We start from the raw sequence: 17,972 nt of genomic DNA on the forward strand, positions 1-17,972 counted from the left end.
CTCTTCACGCAGACAGCAAGGCAGGTAGCGGCACATGGCCAGAACGACCGAATCCGGCGGCACTCCCGTTCCGCAGCGACTGCTGGCCGCCGCCACCCGGCTCTTCGCCGAACGCGGCTACGACCGGACCTCGGTGCAGGAGATCGTCGAGGCGGCGGGCGTCACCAAGGGCGCCCTCTACCACTACTTCGGCTCCAAGGACGACCTGCTGCACGAGGTGTACGGCCGGGTCCTGCGCCTCCAGCAGGAGCGCCTGGACGCGTTCGCCGACGCGGACGCACCCGTCGAGCGGCGGCTGCACGACGCGGCGGCGGACGTCGTCGTCACCACCATCGAGAACCTCGACGACGCGTCGATCTTCTTCCGCTCGATGCACCACCTGAGCCCGGAGAAGGACAAGCAGGTCCGCGCCGAACGCCGCCGCTACCACGAGCGCTTCCGGGCCCTGGTGGAGGAGGGGCAGCGCACCGGCGTCTTCTCCACCGCCACCCCCGCCGACCTGGTGGTCGACTACCACTTCGGCTCGATCCACCACCTGTCGACGTGGTACCGCCCCGACGGCCCCCTCACCCCGCAGGAGGTCGCCGACCACCTGGCCGACCTGCTGCTGAGGGCCCTGCGCCCCTAGAGCGGGGGAGCAGGGCCCTCGGCGGGAACGGGGCGTACGGGGTGTCAGCCGAGCGGAAGGACCTTGCGGCCCCACGTCTCGTTCGTGACCGTCGCGAACGACGTGTACCAGGCGCACACCGCACACACCAGGCCCAGCCAGCCGCCGACGTGCCCCAGCGTCACGTTCTGCGCCAGGTCGCCGAGCGCCAGGAACAGGAACGTCAGGGTCAGCGTGATGAAGATTGCCCGGTGCGCGAGGTCCAGCTTCAGCGCGGCCACGGTCATGTACAGGGTGAAGACGAACCACGCGATCAGGAACAGCCCCGTCGCCAGGTGCGCGTCCTCCTTCGGCAGCCCGGGCACCACGAACTTCACGTAGCCCGCGAACGCCATCCAGAAGGCGCCGTACGACACGAACGCCGTCGCCCCGAAGGTGTTGCCCCGCCGGAACTCGAACAGCCCGGCCGCGAACTGCGCCAGACCGCCGTAGAACAGCGCCAGCGGCAGCACGACCGCGCTCAGCGCCGCGTTCGCGACCAGGCCCGAGTTGAACATGCTGAGCACGAAGGTGGTCAGCGCGAACGCGGCCAGCCCGAGCGGACCGGGGTTGGCGATCGTGACGGCCGCAGGGGCGGCAGGAGCTGCGGGGGCGTGAGACATGGGGTGGAACCTTCGCGTGGACGGCCTCGCACGCGGCTTCGAATGCAAGGCCGAACGAGGAATGACCCATCGAATTTACCGGGCGATTCGGGCGGAACCTGACGAAAATCGGCCCCTGTGGTCGGGATCTCAGTCCCGACCACAGGGGCCGCCCGGCCCTGGCGGTGTGCCGAAAGGCCCTACAGGTACTTCTTCAGCTCCCGCCGCGCCAGCGACCGCTGGTGCACCTCGTCCGGCCCGTCCGCCAGCCGCAGCGTCCGCGCCCCCGCCCACAGCTCCGCGAGCGGGAAGTCCTGGCTGACGCCCCCGGCCCCGTACAGCTGCACCGCGTTGTCGATGATGTCGATCACCGCACGCGGTGTCGCGATCTTGATCGCCTGGATCTCGGTGTGCGCACCCCGGTTGCCGACCGTGTCCATCAGCCAGGCCGTCTTCAGCACCAGCAGCCGCAGCTGCTCGACGGTCACCCGCGCGTCCGCGATCCAGTTCTGCACGACGCCCTGCTGGGCCAGCGACTTCCCGAAGGCGGTGCGGGCCACCGCCCGCCGGCACATCAGCTCGATGGCCCGCTCGGCCATGCCGATCAGGCGCATGCAGTGGTGGATGCGCCCCGGGCCCAGCCGCGCCTGCGCGATCGCGAAGCCGCCGCCCTCCTCGCCGACCAGGTTCGCGGCGGGCACCCGTACGCCGTCGAAGACGACCTCCGCGTGCCCCCCGTGGTAGTGGTCCTCGTACCCGTACACCTGCATCGCCCGGCGGACCTCCACACCGGGGGTGTCGCGCGGCACCAGGATCATCGACTGCTGACGGCGGACGTCCGCGCCGTCCGGGTCGGTCTTGCCCATCACGATGAAGACCTTGCAGTCGGGGTTCATCGCCCCCGAGATGTACCACTTGCGCCCGGTGACAACGTATTCATCCCCGTCCCGCTCGATCCGGGTCTCGATGTTCGTCGCGTCCGACGACGCCACCTCGGGCTCCGTCATCGCGAACGCGGACCGGATCTCCCCGGCCAGCAGCGGCTCCAGCCACTGCTTCTTCTGCTGCTCGGTGGCGAACTGGAACAGCAGCTCCATGTTCCCGGTGTCCGGTGCGGCACAGTTCAGCGCGGTCGGCGCCAACTGCGGCGAACGGCCGGTGATTTCGGCGAGCGGCGCGTACTGGAGATTGGTCAGCCCCGCCCCGTACTCGGCATCGGGAAGGAAGAGGTTCCACAATCCCTGCCGCCGCGCCTCCGCCTTCAACTCCTCCACCACGGCCGGGGTGTCCCACGGCGAGTCGAGCCGGGCGCGCTGCTCGTGCGCCACCGCCTCCGCCGGGTGGACGTGCTCGTCCATGAAGGCCAGCAGCTTGCCGCGCAGCTCTTCGGTGCGTGCGTCGTACGCGAAGTCCATGAGGAATCAGCCCTTCTGAAGGGTCGTCAGACCGTGCTGGATGAAGACCGGGACGAGCTCGCCGATCCGGTCGAACCCGGCGCCGACCGTCTGCCCGAGCGTGTAGCGGTAGTGGATGCCTTCGAGGATGACCGCGAGCTTGAACCAGGCGAACGCCGTGTACCAGTGCACCGCCGACACGTCCCGCCCGGACGCGGCCGCGTACCGCGCGACGATCTCGTCCGCCGTCGGGTGGCCCGCCGCCGAAGCGGTCGTGGTGATGGGGGAGTCGGGCAGATCCAGCTCGGTTCCGTACATCACGAGCAGCCCGAGGTCCGTCAGCGGATCGCCCAGGGTCGACATCTCCCAGTCGAGGACCGCCCGGATCTCGTCGCCCTCGCCGCCGATCAGTACGTTGTCGAGACGGTAGTCGCCGTGCACGACGGTCGGCGCGGGGGAGTCGGGCAGCGCGCGCCCGAGCGCGGCGTGCAGCTCGTCGATGCCGGGCAGGTCACGGTTGCGGGACGCGTCCAACTGCTTGCCCCAGCGCCGCAGTTGACGGTCCAGGAAACCCTCCGGCCGCCCGAAGTCACCGAGCCCGACCGCCTCGGGGTCCACCGCGTGCAGCTCCACCAGGGTGTCCACCAGCCCGAGCACGGCAGCGTGCGTACGCTCCGGCCCGAGGGGCGCCAGCTCCTGCGAGGTCCGGTACGGCTTCCCCTCCACGAACTCCATCACGTAGAACGGCGCCCCCAGCACCTCCACGTCCTCGCACAGCAGCACCGGCGTCGGCACCGGCACCCGCGTCGGATGCAGGCCGCTGATCACGCGGAACTCGCGCTTCATGTCGTGCGCCGTCGCCAGTACGTGGCCGAGCGGCGGCCTGCGCACGACCCACCGGGCGCGTCCGTCCGTGACGTCGTACGTCAGGTTGGACCGCCCGCCCTCGATCAGCCGCACGGTCAACGGGCCACCGACCAGCCCCGGCCGCTCCCGGTCCAGGTAGGCACGCAACCGCTCCGGGTCGAGGCCCGGGGGCGCGGAGCCGGCCGGGGGGCCGACGGGGGGGACGGTGCTCATGGGGTACCTCCAACGCTTGCGCCAAACGACTCCGCCCATGATGCCGACCAGTCGGTATGCCGTCTAGCCCCCGCCCCCCAGCCCCCTTGGGCGGCGGGGCCGCCCCTCCCCACCTTCCCCCTAGCCGCCTTGGGCGGCGGGGCCGCCCCCCGGGGGCGGGACGGGCGGGCAAGGGGGCGGCCCCTCCCGCTCCCGGCCCACCCGGATGCCGCCCCCTGGCCCAGCCCCCGTACCGGACGCACGTCCAAAGAGCCCCCGGCCCACCCCGACAGCCCCGGCCCAGCCCCCCGCCCGCCCGGCCCCAGGGCCCTTCACCACACCACCGCCACCCCAAACCCCGCCAGCGCGACCCCACACCCCACCACAGCCCACGCCCGCCCCACCCCCAACGCCCCCGGCCGCCCCACCCCACCCAACTCCCGCATCCGCCCATGCGCCACAACCAGAAACCCCACCCACACCAACGCACTCAGCGCCGCCCCCAGCACCCCCACCCCCGTCACCCCGTCATGCACCGCCTGTTTCCCCGCCAGCACCGCCACCACCGTCGCCGACAGCGTCGTCCGCCGCCACGCCAGCCGCGTCCGCTCCGGCTGAAGCCCCGGATCCCGAGCCGACTCCCCGGCGGGCCCACCCGCCCCACTCACCCCGCCCACCCGAACACCACGACCACCACCATCGCCACCGCGACCACCCCCACCACCAGACTCAGCACCGTCGGGAACCGCGTCACCGGCAGGTCCTCCCCCCGCCGCATCGCCCGCTCGCACCGCACCCAGTGGTTCACCGCCCGCAGCGCACACAGCGCCCCCGCCCCCAGCAGCGCCAGGGCGAGCCCGACCCGTACCCCCCACCGCAGCTCCGGCAGGAACTGGTCCACCGCGAACCCGGCCCCCACCAGCGCCAGAGCCGTCCGCACCCAGGCAAGGAAGGTCCGCTCGTTGGCCAGCGAGAACCGGTAGTCCGGCGTCTCGCCCTCCTCCTGCACCCGCCGCGGCGCCACCCACAGCCGCAGCCCGTCCCGCAGCCCGCTCACCGGCGTGCCAGCAGCTCGTACGCGGCCAGCCCGTCCGGCACCCACTCCCAGCCGTCCCCGTCCCCGTCCCCGCCCCCGCCGGTCCGCCGCGCCAGCTCCTCGTCCGTCAGGAAGGCGTGCCAGGCGACCTCCTCCGCCTGCGGGTCGACCGGCACCGTGCACCGCACCTCGTACACGGCGCTCCACCAGCTCTGCCCGTCCGCGCCCTCGTACAGGAACTTCGTCAGGAACTCCGGCTGCGGCAGCCCGGACACCCCCAGCTCCTCCTGCGCCTCGCGCAGCGCCGCCGCGTCGTAGGACTCGCCCGCGCCGACCACGCCACCCACGAACATGTCGTACAGCGACGGGTAGACCAGCTTCGTCGCCGTCCTGCGGTGCACGAAGATCCGGCCCCCGGCGTCCCGCACCCGGACGAAGGTGCAGCGATGGCGAAGACCCCGCGCGTACACCTCACCGCGCGGGGCCTGCCCGACGACGTCGTCGTGTTCGTCGACGACGTCCAAGATCTCTTCACTGGGGTTCATGCACCCCATCCAACAACAACCCGCTGATCACTGACCCATGACGTACTTCACCGTCGGACCGGTGGTCCAGCCGCCGTCCACCGCCAGCTCCGCTCCCGTGACGTACGACGCCGAGTCCGACAGCAGGAAGACGACCGCACCGGCGATCTCGTCGGCCTCGCCGACCCGGCCCATCGGCGTGTTCGGGTAGTTGCCGTCGCCCTGCTGGATGCCGACGGCCGCCGTCATCGGGGTGTACGTCATGCCCGGGTGCACCGAGTTCACGCGGATCTTCTGGGTGCCCAGCTCGACGGCGCCGATCTTCGTCAGACCGCGCACGCCCCACTTCGACGCGCCGTAACCGGCGGTCAGCGCCAGGCCCATCAGACCGGCCGCCGAGGAGATGTTGACGATCGAGCCGCCGCCGTTCTCCCGCATCGCCGGGATGACGGCCTTCATGCCGATGAAGACGCCGGTCAGGTTGATGTCCAGGACCTTGCGGAAGTGCTCGACCGACTCGTCCGCGAGGAACTGGCCGGTGGATATGCCCGCGTTGTTCACCAGGCCGTCGATGCCGCCGAACTCGGCCACCGCGTACGCCGCGACCCGCGCCCAGTCCTCCTCCGAGGTCACGTCGTGGTGCTGGAACCGGGCCCGCTCGCCCAGCTCCGCCGCCGTGGCCTGCCCCTCTTCGTCGAGCACGTCGGTGATCACGACGTTCGCGCCCGCGGCGACCGCCTGCCGGGCGGCCTCCGCGCCCAGACCCCGGGCGCCGCCGGTGATGATGACGGTCTTGCCGGTGAGGTCGTTGTTGCTCATGGTGCGTTCTTCTCTCACGAGTGTGCGGTTCACGAGTGTGTGGTGCACGAGTGTTCTGGTACGTGGGTGTGGGGCGCCCCGAGCAGGGCCGACGTCGTTTCCACCAGGTCGGCGAGGAACACGTTCGCCGAGGTCAGCGGCGTTTCCCCGGCCAGCAGCTGGCGGGCCCGGTCGGCGAGGGCGGCCCCGATCAGGGTGAGTGCCAGATCCAGGCGCTCCAGCCGCAGCGGCTCGGGCAGCCCCTCGCGTACGAGTGCGTCCTCGACCCGTTCGATCAGCCGCCAGTACGCGGTGCCCGCCAGCGTCGGGTGCGGGGTCCTGGACCGGACGCCGCTCTCGTGGCTGAGCTGCGCCGAGATCCGCAGGCAGCGCAGCCCGCGCTCGTCGGCCAGCTCGGAGGCCTCCGCCGCGACGAGCGCGGTCAGCAGGTCTCGTACGGGAGCGGCTTCGGGCACCTGGGCCAGCAGCGGGGCGAGCACCAGCTCGGTGCGCGCCTGGCGGCCCGCCATGACGGCGTCGAGGAGCCCGGTGCGCGAGCCGAAGTGGTACTGCACGGCCGACGGATTCGCCTGCCCGGCCCGCTTCACCACGTCCCGCAGCTGAGCGCCGTCGACACCTTGCGCGGCGAAGATCTCCTCGGCCGCGCGGATCAGCTTCTCCCGGGTCTCGGGCCCTGACGTCCTTGCCATGCCAACACTCTAATACTGGCCATTATTAAATGGCAATGCCGGGCAGGAATGGACCAATGCCCGGCATTAAGAGGAGAGGGGGAGGGGACGCGGGCCGACGGCCCGGCCCGGTCAGCGCCCGGCCAGCACCTTGTCCGCCACCTGCGCCACCGCCACCTCTCCCGTCCGGCCCACTCCGCCCGGCATCGCCGGATGGCGGCTCAGCAGCACGATGCCCGCCACGATCGCCACCAGCCCCGCCGCCTCCCCGGCCAGCGCCTCCGGTGTCGTCCGGAGCTGGTCGCCCAGGAAGCCGATCCCGCACGCCACCCCGGAGAGCGGCTGCGCCGCCGTCAGCGCGGGCAGCGAACTGCGCAGCGTGCCCGTCTCGAACGCGCTCTGCACCAGGACGAGCCCGGCGACGCCGAGCGCCAGCACCCCGTACACCTGCCAGCTCCCGAGGAGCGCGTCCAGGCCGCCCGCGTCGACGTTCTGCCCGACGGTGCGCGTCAGGGCGTCCTGCAACCCGTACAGCAGCCCGGCCGCGAGCGCGAGGAGCGCGGGACCCGAGCTCATCCGGTACCGCTTGGCGTGTGCCGTCAGCAGCAGGGCGAGGCCCACGACGACGCCGACCACCAGCCAGTGCCGCAGCGGGTCGACCTCGGCCCGCCCGCCGTGCGGCCGTCCCGCCACCAGGAAGGCGGCCACCCCGCCCGCCAGCAGCCACAGCCCGGCCCAGCCCCGGCGGCCGAGCCTGCGCCCGGTGAGCCGCCGCGAGAGTGCCATCGCGAACAGGAGGTTGGTCGCCAGCAGCGGTTCGACCACCGACACCTCGCCGTACGACAGGGCCAGTGCGCCCAGCACCATGCCCGCGACCATGCAGCCGATCCCGGTCAGCCAGCGCGGCACCCGCACCAGGTCGAGCAGCAGTCGCAGCGACAGGAAGTCGCCGAGCGGCGCCTGTCGGGCGGCATCCTGCTGGAGGACAAAGCCGAAGCCGATGCAGCATGCGGCGCTCAAAGCCAGAACAAGAACGGTCAGCGACACCGTGAAACCTCAAGTGAGGGGGGAATCAGGGGACTTGGCCGACCATAGCGGCACAGGGGCTGTGATCGCTGCGGCGGCGGAGAAGGGCGTCTTGCGATCCGGGTACCCCCGCGGGGTCCCCGGAAGCAGCCGGTCGAACGGTTGACTAGTTACTCCCGCGTACCGAAGATCGGGCCATGGATGCCAAGGGGAACGACGCCACCGGCCAGGACGTCACGGAGCACTCCGGTGACACGAGTCGCTCCAACGACATGAGTCGCCCCGGCGACGCGGGACGCACCGGCTACGACGCGGACGTCATCGTCGTCGGCGCGGGCCTCGCCGGTCTCGTCGCCACCGCCGAGCTGGTGGACGCCGGCCGCACGGTGATCCTCCTCGACCAGGAGCCCGAGCAGTCGATCGGCGGCCAGGCGCACTGGTCCTTCGGCGGCCTCTTCCTCGTCGACTCGCCCGAACAGCGCCGGATGCGCGTCAAGGACAGCCGCGACCTCGCCCTCCAGGACTGGCTGGGCACCGCCGGGTTCGACCGCGACGAAGACGCCTGGCCGCGCAAGTGGGCCGAGGCGTACGTCGACTTCGCGGCGGGGGAGAAGCGCTCCTGGCTGCACCAGCAGGGCGTCCGCTTCTTCCCGGTCGTCGGCTGGGCGGAGCGCGGCGGCTACGACGCGAACGGCCACGGCAACTCCGTACCCCGCTTCCACATCACCTGGGGCACCGGCCCCGGCCTCGTCGCCCCCTTCGAGCGCAAGGTCCGCGAGGGTGTCGCCCGGGGCCTGGTGACCTTCCGCTTCCGGCACCGGGTGATCGGCCTGGACCGTACCGGGGGAGCGGTCGACACGGTCACCGGCGAGATCCTTGAGTCCTCCTCCGTCGAACGCGGCACGGCCAGCTCCCGCACGGTCACCGGCGACTTCTCGCTCCGCGCCCAGGCGGTGATCGTCACCTCCGGCGGCATCGGCGGCAACCACGACCTGGTCCGCGCCCAGTGGCCCGAGCGCCTGGGCACCCCGCCGGCGCACCTGCTCTCCGGTGTCCCCGCGCACGTCGACGGCCTGATGCTCGGCATCGCGGAGGCGGCCGGGGCCAGCCACATCAACCGCGACCGCATGTGGCACTACACCGAGGGCATCCAGAACTGGAACCCCATCTGGGCCAAGCACGGCATCCGCATCCTGCCGGGCCCGTCCTCCCTGTGGCTGGACGCCCGGGGCAAGCGCCTGCCCGTCCCCCTCTTCCCCGGCTTCGACACGCTCGGCACTCTCGACCACATCATGAAGACCGGCTTCGACTACACGTGGTTCGTACTCGACCAGCAGATCATCGGCAAGGAGTTCGCGCTCTCGGGCTCCGAGCAGAACCCCGACCTCACGGGGAAGTCCGTCCGCGGCGTCTTCGACCGGGCCAGGGCCGCCGTGCCCGCCCCGGTCAAGGCCTTCATGGACCACGGCGCGGACTTCGTCGTCGAGAAGGACCTGACCTCCCTCGTGCGGGGCATGAACGCCCTCACCAAGGAACCCCTCATCGACGAGGCGGACCTGCGCCGCCAACTCGTCGCCCGTGACCGGGAGATGGCGAACCCCTTCACCAAGGACCTCCAGGTCACAGCGATCCACGGGGCCCGCAAGTACCTCGGCGACAAGCTGATCCGCACCGCCACCCCGCACCGCATCCTCGACCCGAAGGCCGGGCCGCTGATCGCCGTACGGCTGCACATCCTCACCCGCAAGTCACTGGGCGGCCTGGAGACCGACCTCTCCTCGCGCGTCCTCACCCCGGACGGCACCCCGCTGCCCGGGGTCTACGCGGCGGGCGAGGCGGCGGGCTTCGGCGGCGGAGGCGTCCACGGCTACCGCTCGCTGGAGGGTACGTTCCTGGGCGGCTGCATCTTCTCCGGCCGGGCGGCAGGCCGCGCGGCGGCCCGCGAGGTGTCCTAGGCGGAGGGGGCGACCGGCCCCGCGGACCCCAGCACCTCGGCCCCAAGCACCCGGGGCCCAGCGCACAGGCCCCGGAGGCCGGACCCCGGTCGTGCAGGGCCCAGGACCCGGGCTCCAGCGCACAGGCCCCGGAGGCCGGACCCCGGTCGTGCAGGGCCCCGGACCCGGGCTCCAGCGCGCAGGCCCCGGAGGCCGGACCCCAGCCGCGCAGGCCCCAGGACCCGGGCTCCAGCACCGGAGCCCCGGCATCGGGGCCCCGGCACCTCGGTCGCGCAGGCCCCAGTGCCCCGGTGCCCCAGCACCCGGACCCCGGCACCCCGGTCGCGCAGGCCTCAGCATCCCGGCACCCCGGCACCCCGGCACTCAGGGCCCTGCCCTCTGCACCGGGGCCCCTGGCCCCAACGCCCCCGCCGTCCCCGGCCCCGCACCTCCCGGTCGCCCCCACCCCCTACAGCACCTCCACCACCCTGAACCTCTCCGCCACCACCATCGTCTCGTCGTCCACGACGAACCCCGGGTCCCCCAGGGCCTCCCGCATCTCCTCCCCGTGCCAGAACGCCTCGTGCCCCGCCCGCCACTCAGCCACCGACCCGTACCCCTCGCCCTCGTCCAGCGCGTGTTGCAGGTCCACGTCCCCCAGCCGCAGCACCCGTACCTCCGTGATCTCCAGGACCGCCACCTCCCGCCCCGCCGAGTCGATCAGCGCCGAGCGTTCGCCCACCGGCGGCAGCTCCTCGTCCTCCGCCTCGTACTCGCACAGCAGGCCCGTCGTCGACACCTTCCGCCCGGCGAGCACCGCCGCCACCAACTGGTCCCGCAGCGGCCCCGGATAGGCCAGCAGGTACGGCGGGAGCGGGGCACGGGCCTCGACGGCTCCGGCGGAATTCTGGTGGTCGTCCATATGCCCAGATTAGCCACGACGCGCCCCCTGCCTGGCCCGATGTCACCACCACCCACCCCAACCGCCCGACCGTCGCCGTCAGTTGGACGCCGCGCCGACATGATCCGGCTTGACGTGGAGCCACCCCTACCGCTTTGCTGTGCGTGATCAAAAGCCTGCTCGTCGCGCGTCGTGGAGGTACCCCGCGGATGGCCCCTCCTCCGCCCCTTCTCCGCCGCCGTCGCGGCGAACAGCCGCCCGACCCTGCCCTCGACGACGTCGAACTCGTCGAAGTGCGCGAACAGTTGGGCCAGGGCAGGTGGACCAAGGTCCGCGCCCTCCTGACCCGTACCGGCGACGACTGGGACCGCCGCGGCCACCGCCTCCTGGTCCTCGCCGCTCCCAAGGGCACCCTCGCCTGGGCCAAGGACTGGCTCCTCGCCGAGCCCGAAAGCGCCGACGCCGCAGCCCTGTTGGCCTGCGCCGAGATACAGGCCGCCCTCCTCGGCAAGGGGTGCCCCGACCGTGCCCGGCAGTCCTGCCGCAAGGTCGCCGGGCTGGTCCCCGAGGACCCCACGCCCTGGCTCGCGCTGCTCCTCCTGGCCCGCCACCTCGGTACCGAGGACGAGGTCACCCAGCTCTACGACCAGGTCAGGCTGCGCCACCCGGAGCACCACCACGCCCACCACCTGATCATCGCCCGCCTCGCCGAGCGCCGCCCCGACATAGGGCAGGACCCCCTCCACGAGGTGTACGACTTCGCCGCCTGGGCCGCAGAGCAGGCGCCCGCCGACTCCCCGTTGGCCGTCCTGCCCGTGGTCGCGCACGCCGAGCGGTACCGTGCGCTCGCCGTCGCCGGACAGGTGCCGTCCGAGCCGGAGCTGTCGGGTCACTGGGCGGGCCGCCGCGCCCGGCAGACCATGAAGGCCGCCTTCGACTGGTGGCTGGAGTGGGAGCGCGAGGACCACCCCCGCTCCCGCGTCGACCTCAACTACTTGGCCCATGCGAAGTTCTGCGAGGGCCGCTACGCCGAGGCCGCCGCCCTGTTCCACCGGATCGGCCCGCACCGCACGGCCGCCCCCTGGTCGTACCCCGACCGGGACCCCCACCAGGCCTTCCGCGCCGCACGCGGCGTCGTACTCGGAGACGCCTGACCCCCCCAGACGCAAGTCCAGCACTACCAGCAACACCACGCATTACCAGCAGCACCACGCACTACCAGCACACCAAGCACTACCAGCACCGCCACGCACCACCGCACCCCTCCCACTCCGCCTATCCCGAAGGGACAACCCCGCGATGGCCACGGGCAGTTCACCCACCCGCACGACCAGAGACACAGGCAGCGGCGACGCCGGAATCAACACCTACAAGGGCGAGGAGGGAGCCCTGCGCGCGGGCCGCCTCGGCACCCTCGGCCTGCTGCTGTCCGTCCTCGCCGCCAGCGCGCCCCTGATGGTCGTCGCCGGTGTCATGCCCACGATCTTCGGCGTGATGGGCGTGGTCGGCCAGCCGTTGCTCTTCCTGATCCTCGGCGCGGTACTCCTCCTCTTCAGCGTCGGATACGCCGAGATGAGCCGCCACGTCCACAACGCGGGCGCGTTCTACGCGTACATAGCCCGCGGCCTCGGCGCCACCGCCGGCGCCGGAGCCTCCCTGGTCGCCCTCGTCGCGTACAGCGCGATGCAGGTCGGTATCTTCGGCATCCTCGGCTTCGAACTCTCCGGCATCTTCGCCACCTACCTCGGCCTCAAGGTCGCCTGGTGGGTCTTCGCCGTGGTCTGCGTCGTCCTCATCGGCTTCCTCGGCTGGCTGAAGATCGACCTCAACGCCAAGGTCCTCGGCGTCCTGCTGCTCATCGAGTGCCTGCTCGTCGTCATCTTCGACGTCTCCGCCGTCGCCGAGCCCGCCAAGGCCACCGGCCTCTCCTTCGCCGCCTTCGACCCCGGCACGCTCACCGGCCCCGGCGTCGCGCTCGGCACCGCGCTCTGCTTCTCCATCGCCGCGTTCGTCGGCTTCGAGCAGGCCCCGGTCTACGCCGAGGAGACCCAGCGCCCGCACGTGATCGTCTCCCGCGTGATGTTCCTCGGCGTCGCCTACTCGGCGATCTTCCTGGCCCTCAGCTCCTGGGCGGTCAGCGTCGCCGCCGGACCCGACAAGGTCTCCAAGCTCGCCACCGACCAGGGCCCGGGCATGCTGTTCACCCTGGTCCAGGAACGCCTGGGCGCGACTTTCACCGACGTCCTGCACATCCTCTTCGTCACCGGCATGTTCGCCGCGCTGCTCAGCTTCCACAACGTCGTCGCCCGCTACTCCTTCGCGATGGGCCGCGAGGGCCTCCTCCCGGCCGCCTTCGGCCGTACGAACAAGAACAGCGGCGCCCCCGCCACCGGCTCCGTCCTCCAGTCGGCGATCTCCCTGATCGTGGTCCTGGCCTTCGCCCTCACCGACGACAAGCCGATCGACGACCCCACCACCCCCGTCCTCCACCTGTTCACCTGGATGGGCAACGTGGGCGCCCTCGGCGTCATCCTGCTGATGGCCGTCGCCTCGTTCGCCGTGATCGCCTTCTTCGTACGACGCGGGGCGGGCGGCGCGCAGAAGTGGCGGCTGCTCTGCTCGGGCCTGGCCGGAATCGCCCTGCTCGGCATCGCGGTCTACACCGTCAAGGACTTCGCCATCCTGGTCGGCGCCGAGTCCGGCTCAGCGCTGACCTGGATCCTGCCCGCCATCATCGGCGTCGCCGCCGTCGGCGGACTCCTCTACGGTGCGGTCCTCAAGGCCAAGAAGCCCGAGGTGCACGCCCGCATCGGCCTGGGCAACGAGGCCTTCCAGCTCGACAAGGCCGCCGCCGCCGAGCCGGGGACCACGGGCCGCTGAGCCCGCCGGAGGCGGGGCACCGGACCCACACCCGGCGCCCCGCCTCCACCCCGGCACCGTCCCCGCGAGTGATGACGAAAGTCTGACGTCCGCGATCGGACCTTTGCGCCCGGGACCCGCGAGTGCTCGAATCGAGGGGTGACCCCTCAACCACCGGACGGGCCCGCGCCGTTGCCCCGGCCCGAGCCCCGGCAACCCCCCGAGCCCGAGCCCCAGCCCCAGCAGGCCCCCGCGCCCGAGCAGCCCCGCGGCGCCCCCGTCGGCCGCCGCCTCGTCCTCGGCATGCTCGGCCTCGGAGCCGTCGGCGTCGCGGCCGCCCCGTACGTCCAGAACGGCATCGACTCCTTCCTGGGCGCGGCGGCGGGCAAGGACCCCACCGGCATCACCGGCCTCTTCCCCAACAGCAGCGGCTTCCGCTACTACTCGGTCGCCGACTCCGTCCGGAAGAAGACCCCCGCCACCTACCGCCTCGACATCGGCGGCCTGGTCGAGCGCCCCGTCAGTTACACGCTCGCCCAACTGCGCGCCCTGCCGCAGACCCGCGTCGTCCGCGACGTCCAGTGCGTCACCGGCTGGCGCGTCCCCGACACCCCCTTCGAGGGCGTGCGCCTCTCCCACCTCCTGGACCTCGCCGGGGTGAAGCCCACCGGCCGGGCGATCCGCTTCCTGTGCTTCGACGGCACGTACAGCGAGAGCCTCACCCTGGACCAGGCCCGCCGCGACGACGTGCTGGTCGCCCTGAAGATGCAGGACAGGGACGTCCCGCACAACCATGGCGGCCCGGTCCGCCTCTACGTCGCCCCCATGTACTTCTACAAGTCGGCGAAATGGCTCTCCGGCATCAACGTCACCGACCGGGTGCTGCCCGGCTACTGGGAGGAACTGGGCTATGACGTCGACGCCTGGGTCGGCAGGTCCAACGGACGCACCGACACCCCGACCGTCTGAACTCCCCTCCCGCGTCCGGCGCTTCACCCGCGCCGAACGCCTCGTCCACCGGGCGACCGCAAGCCTCACCCTGCTGTGCGTGGCCACCGCCGCCTGTCTGTACGTCCCCTCGCTCGCGGAACTCGTCGGCCGCCGCCACCTGGTGGTCACCGTCCACATCTGGACCGGCGTCCTGCTCCCCGCCCCCTACCTCCTGGGCCTGGCCTCGCGCGCCTTCCGGGCCGACCTCGCGCTGCTGGGCCGCTTCACCCCGTACGACAGGGAATGGGTGCGGGCGGTGCGCAAACGCCGCTTCCACCGCCCGGCGGGCAAGTTCAACGCGGGCCAGAAGCTGTACGCGGGATGGATCGCGGGGGCGGCCCTGGTGATGCTGGGCACCGGGCTGCTGATGTGGTTCACGCACCTGGCGCCGCTGAGCTGGCGCACCGGGGCCACCTTCGTGCACGACTGGCTCGCCCTCGCCATGGGCGTCGTCATCGCCGGGCACCTGTGGATGGCCCTGACCCACCCCGAATCCCGCGTCGGCATGCGCACCGGCGAGGTCGACCGCGCCTGGGCCAAGGACGAACACCCCCACTGGGAGCCGTAGCCGGAGCAGGCCCGGCACCTCCCGCGAGGACCCGGGGCCGAGGAAGGCGCTGCGGGGCACTACAACCCCCGCAGCGCCCCCACCACCCGCTCCACGATCTCCTCCGGCGTCCCCTCCACCCCCACCGTCACCCCGAACTCGTCGTCCCCCAGCCCCTCCAGCGCCCCGAACTGCGAGTCCAGCAGCGCCACCGGCATGAAGTGCCCCTTCCGCCGCCGCATCCGGGCCTCGATCAACTCCCGCGACCCCGCCAGGTGGACAAACGCCGACCCCGGCGCCGCCTCCCGCAGCCGGTCCCGGTAGACCCGCTTCAGCGCCGAACAGCTCACCACGCCGCCCGCCGCGCCCCGCTGCCGCGCCCAGCCGCCGACCCGGTCGAGCCAGGGCCACCGGTCCGCGTCGTCCAGGGGTACTCCGGCGGCCATCTTCGCGACGTTTGCCGCCGGGTGGAAGTCATCACCCTCCGCGTACGCGACGCCGATCCTTTCCGCCAGCAATGCCCCGATTGTGGACTTCCCTGTACCCGCAACGCCCATAACCATTACCGCGTGTGAGAAATTCATCAGCGGGCCCGATCCTCTCTGTTCACTCTTGACGCACCAGTAACAACGCCCGAGCATTCTCCGCATGGTCTTGTCAGACAGCCGGACAACCCCCGGCGACGCCTCCGCGAACGGCACCGCCCCCAGCGGCGAACCGCTCGACGGACGTGTGCCCCGACGCGTCAGCGCCACCGACGTCGTCCTCGCACAGCTGCGCGCCGCCATCGAATCCGGCGAACTGGCCGTGGGCGACAAGCTCCCCACCGAGGCGGAGCTCGGCCGACGCCACGACGTCAGCCGGTCCGTCGTCCGCGAAGCCCTGCGCACCCTTCAGGCCCTCGGCCTGACGGTCTCCCGCGCGGGCAAGGGTACGTACGTGCTCTCCCCCCGCCCCAACCCGGTCTTCGGCCCGTACTCGGCCCGTGACCTGCTGGAAGTCCGCCGTCACGTGGAGATCCCCGCGGCGGGGTACGCTGCTTCGCGCCGCACCCGCGACGACATCGATCACCTGCTGTCACTGATCGAAAACATGGAACGCGAGGCCGACCCCACCGCCTGGGTGGCACTGGACTCCCTCTTCCACGTCGCCGTCGCCGGAGCCTCGGGCAATCCCGTCTTCCAGAAGGTCATCGAAGAGATACGGGACGCCCTGGCGCGGCAGTCCAGCTTCCTGAACCGACTCGGGGACCGACGACGCGAGTCGGAAGCCGAGCACCGGGCCCTGGTCGAAGCGATCGTCGAGGGGTCCGAGGGGGCAGCCGTGCACGCCATGGCCGCCCACCTCGAACGCGTCGAGACCGCCCTGCATTCGATCGTGCGGCCCGGTACCGCAGCACACACCCCACACGAAGGCGAAGCGATACATGAGTGACCGCACCCGCACTGCGGCAGTCGACACCGCCCCGCCGTCCCCTCCCTCGACGTCCCCGCACGTCGACGCGGGTGACGAGGGTTACAGCAAGGACCTCAAGTCCCGCCACATCAACATGATCGCGATCGGCGGCGCCATCGGCACCGGCCTCTTCCTGGGCGCCGGCGGCCGGATGGCGGGCGCGGGCCCCTCCCTGGCCATCGCCTACGCCGTCTGCGGCGTCTTCGCGTTCTTCGTCGTCCGCGCGCTCGGCGAACTGGTCCTCTACCGCCCCTCCTCCGGCGCGTTCGTCTCCTACGCCCGTGAGTTCATGGGCGAGAAGGGGGCCTACACGGCGGGCTGGATGTACTTCCTGAACTGGTCGACCACCGCCGTCGCCGACATCACCGCCGCCGCGACCTACGCGCACTTCTGGGCGATGTTCAGCGACATCCCGCAGTGGATCCTCGCCCTGATCGCCCTGTCGATCGTCCTCACCGCCAACCTCATCTCGGTGAAGTACTTCGGCGAGATGGAGTTCTGGTTCTCGATCATCAAGGTCGCCGCCCTGGTGATCTTCATGCTGATCGGCATCTACCTGCTGGTCACCCAGACCCCGGTCGACGGCCACACCCCGGGCTTCTCCACGATCTCCGACGGCGGCGGCATCTTCCCGATGGGCGTCCTGCCCATGCTGATCGTCATCCAGGGCGTCGTCTTCGCGTACGCCTCGGTGGAGCTGTGCGGCGTCGCCGCGGGCGAGACCGAGGAGCCGCACAAGGTGCTCCCCAAGGCGATCAACTCGATCATGTGGCGCGTCGGCATCTTCTACGTCGGCTCGGTCGTCCTGCTCGCCCTGCTGCTGCCGTACACGGCCTACAGCGACAAGCAGAGCCCGTTCGTCACCGTCATGGACAAGATCGGCGTCCCGGGCGCGGCGGGCATCATGAACCTCGTCGTCCTCACCGCCGCCCTCTCCAGCCTCAACTCCGGCCTGTACTCCACCGGCCGCATCCTGCGCTCGATGTCCCTGGCCGGCTCCGCCCCGAAGTTCACCGGCCTGATGAACAAGGGCCAGGTCCCCTACGGCGGCATCCTGCTCACCGCGGGCTTCGGCGTCATGGGCGTCGCGCTGAACTTCTTCGTCCCCAAGAACGCCTTCGAGATCGTCCTGAACTTCGCCTCGATCGGCATCCTCGGCACCTGGGCGATGATCATGGTCTGCTCGCTGCTGTTCTGGCGCCGCTCCAAGGAGGGCCTCCTGGAGCGCCCCGCGTACAAGCTGCCCTGGGCGCCGTACACCCAGATCGTCACCCTGGTCTTCCTCGCCTGCGTGCTGTTCCTGATGTGGTACGGCGGCGGGGACGGCCGGAAGACCGTGTACTGCCTGCCGATCATCGCGGCGGCCCTGGTCGGCGGCTGGTTCGTCGTACGCCGCCGGGTCACCGCGATCGCGGCGGAGCGGGCCCGGGAGTCCGCGGAGTCCTGATCCGCACCCCCCGCACCACGGTCGGCCGTCTCCCTCCTGGGAGGCGGCCGACGGGCGTATGGTCG

The 17,972-nt window shown here is 71.7% G+C and carries 19 protein-coding genes; 8 read left to right on the forward strand and 11 right to left on the reverse strand.

The window, feature by feature from the left end; translation table 11 throughout:
- Positions 1–34: 34 nt before the first annotated feature.
- On the forward strand, positions 35–628 hold the full coding sequence (locus ACIO3O_RS31400) for a TetR/AcrR family transcriptional regulator (protein WP_401751749.1): 594 nt from the start codon (positions 35–37) through the stop codon (positions 626–628).
- A 44-nt stretch (positions 629–672) separates the two neighbouring features.
- Here ACIO3O_RS31400 and ACIO3O_RS31405 read toward each other — a convergent pair whose 3' ends face one another.
- The 9 genes from ACIO3O_RS31405 to ACIO3O_RS31445 all read right to left on the reverse strand — a co-directional run bounded on the left by ACIO3O_RS31405 (position 673) and on the right by ACIO3O_RS31445 (position 7,795).
- The gene (locus ACIO3O_RS31405; protein ID WP_401751750.1) at positions 673–1,269 is read right to left on the reverse strand and encodes an acetate uptake transporter; all 597 of its coding nucleotides are present in this window, start codon (positions 1,267–1,269) and stop codon (positions 673–675) included.
- 179 nt (positions 1,270–1,448) lie between these two features.
- Complete coding sequence (locus tag ACIO3O_RS31410; RefSeq protein ID WP_401751752.1) at positions 1,449–2,663, reverse strand: acyl-CoA dehydrogenase family protein; 1,215 nt, start codon at positions 2,661–2,663, stop codon at positions 1,449–1,451.
- A 6-nt stretch (positions 2,664–2,669) separates the two neighbouring features.
- On the reverse strand, positions 2,670–3,722 hold the full coding sequence (locus ACIO3O_RS31415) for a phosphotransferase family protein (protein WP_401751754.1): 1,053 nt from the start codon (positions 3,720–3,722) through the stop codon (positions 2,670–2,672).
- A gap of 311 nt (positions 3,723–4,033) precedes the next feature.
- Positions 4,034–4,378 (reverse strand): DUF202 domain-containing protein, encoded by a 345-nt coding sequence (locus tag ACIO3O_RS31420; RefSeq protein WP_401751756.1) that lies wholly within the window; start codon positions 4,376–4,378, stop codon positions 4,034–4,036.
- On the reverse strand, positions 4,366–4,758 hold the full coding sequence (locus tag ACIO3O_RS31425; protein ID WP_401751757.1) for a YidH family protein: 393 nt from the start codon (positions 4,756–4,758) through the stop codon (positions 4,366–4,368). Before ACIO3O_RS31425 ends, ACIO3O_RS31420 begins: the two co-directional genes overlap by 13 nt.
- Entirely contained in the window at positions 4,755–5,282 is a 528-nt protein-coding gene (locus ACIO3O_RS31430) for an NUDIX hydrolase (RefSeq protein ID WP_401751759.1), read from the reverse strand. The genes ACIO3O_RS31425 and ACIO3O_RS31430 overlap by 4 nt, the downstream gene beginning before the upstream one ends.
- A 27-nt stretch (positions 5,283–5,309) precedes the next feature.
- Positions 5,310–6,080, reverse strand: coding sequence for a glucose 1-dehydrogenase (locus ACIO3O_RS31435; RefSeq protein WP_401751760.1), 771 nt, complete (start codon positions 6,078–6,080; stop codon positions 5,310–5,312).
- Between the two features lie 29 nt (positions 6,081–6,109).
- Positions 6,110–6,769, reverse strand: a complete 660-nt coding sequence (locus ACIO3O_RS31440; RefSeq protein WP_401751762.1) for a TetR/AcrR family transcriptional regulator — start codon at positions 6,767–6,769, stop codon at positions 6,110–6,112.
- A gap of 111 nt (positions 6,770–6,880) precedes the next feature.
- On the reverse strand, positions 6,881–7,795 hold the full coding sequence (locus tag ACIO3O_RS31445; RefSeq protein ID WP_401751764.1) for a DMT family transporter: 915 nt from the start codon (positions 7,793–7,795) through the stop codon (positions 6,881–6,883).
- Between the two features lie 251 nt (positions 7,796–8,046).
- Here ACIO3O_RS31445 and ACIO3O_RS31450 point away from each other — a divergent pair, with 251 nt between their 5' ends.
- Positions 8,047–9,729: an FAD-binding dehydrogenase gene (locus tag ACIO3O_RS31450; RefSeq protein ID WP_401751842.1), complete on the forward strand. Its 1,683-nt coding sequence runs from the start codon at positions 8,047–8,049 to the stop codon at positions 9,727–9,729.
- Positions 9,730–10,177: 448 nt separating this feature from the next.
- On the opposite strand, the gene ACIO3O_RS31455 is transcribed toward ACIO3O_RS31450, so the two are convergent.
- Positions 10,178–10,630: an ASCH domain-containing protein gene (locus tag ACIO3O_RS31455; RefSeq protein WP_401751766.1), complete on the reverse strand. Its 453-nt coding sequence runs from the start codon at positions 10,628–10,630 to the stop codon at positions 10,178–10,180.
- Between the two features lie 188 nt (positions 10,631–10,818).
- On the opposite strand from ACIO3O_RS31455, the gene ACIO3O_RS31460 reads away from it, so the two are divergent.
- From ACIO3O_RS31460 to ACIO3O_RS31475, 4 genes are all read left to right on the forward strand, one after another.
- Positions 10,819–11,763: a hypothetical protein gene (locus ACIO3O_RS31460; protein ID WP_401751768.1), complete on the forward strand. Its 945-nt coding sequence runs from the start codon at positions 10,819–10,821 to the stop codon at positions 11,761–11,763.
- Between the two features lie 145 nt (positions 11,764–11,908).
- Positions 11,909–13,489, forward strand: a complete 1,581-nt coding sequence (locus tag ACIO3O_RS31465; RefSeq protein ID WP_401751770.1) for an APC family permease — start codon at positions 11,909–11,911, stop codon at positions 13,487–13,489.
- Between the two features lie 282 nt (positions 13,490–13,771).
- Positions 13,772–14,437, forward strand: coding sequence for a molybdopterin-dependent oxidoreductase (locus ACIO3O_RS31470; RefSeq protein ID WP_401751844.1), 666 nt, complete (start codon positions 13,772–13,774; stop codon positions 14,435–14,437).
- Positions 14,379–15,026: a cytochrome b/b6 domain-containing protein gene (locus ACIO3O_RS31475; protein ID WP_401751772.1), complete on the forward strand. Its 648-nt coding sequence runs from the start codon at positions 14,379–14,381 to the stop codon at positions 15,024–15,026. Before ACIO3O_RS31470 ends, ACIO3O_RS31475 begins: the two co-directional genes overlap by 59 nt.
- A gap of 59 nt (positions 15,027–15,085) precedes the next feature.
- Here ACIO3O_RS31475 and ACIO3O_RS31480 read toward each other — a convergent pair whose 3' ends face one another.
- On the reverse strand, positions 15,086–15,589 hold the full coding sequence (locus tag ACIO3O_RS31480; RefSeq protein ID WP_401751774.1) for a gluconokinase: 504 nt from the start codon (positions 15,587–15,589) through the stop codon (positions 15,086–15,088).
- A 64-nt stretch (positions 15,590–15,653) separates the two neighbouring features.
- Between ACIO3O_RS31480 and ACIO3O_RS31485 the strand changes: the two genes are divergently transcribed.
- Positions 15,654–16,439, forward strand: a complete 786-nt coding sequence (locus tag ACIO3O_RS31485; protein WP_401751775.1) for a FadR/GntR family transcriptional regulator — start codon at positions 15,654–15,656, stop codon at positions 16,437–16,439.
- On the forward strand, positions 16,432–17,907 hold the full coding sequence (locus tag ACIO3O_RS31490) for an amino acid permease (protein WP_401751777.1): 1,476 nt from the start codon (positions 16,432–16,434) through the stop codon (positions 17,905–17,907). Before ACIO3O_RS31485 ends, ACIO3O_RS31490 begins: the two co-directional genes overlap by 8 nt.
- Positions 17,908–17,972: the final 65 nt, after the last annotated feature.

This window comes from Streptomyces sp. NPDC087440 (assembly GCF_044744005.1).
GTDB lineage: Bacteria > Actinomycetota > Actinomycetes > Streptomycetales > Streptomycetaceae > Streptomyces.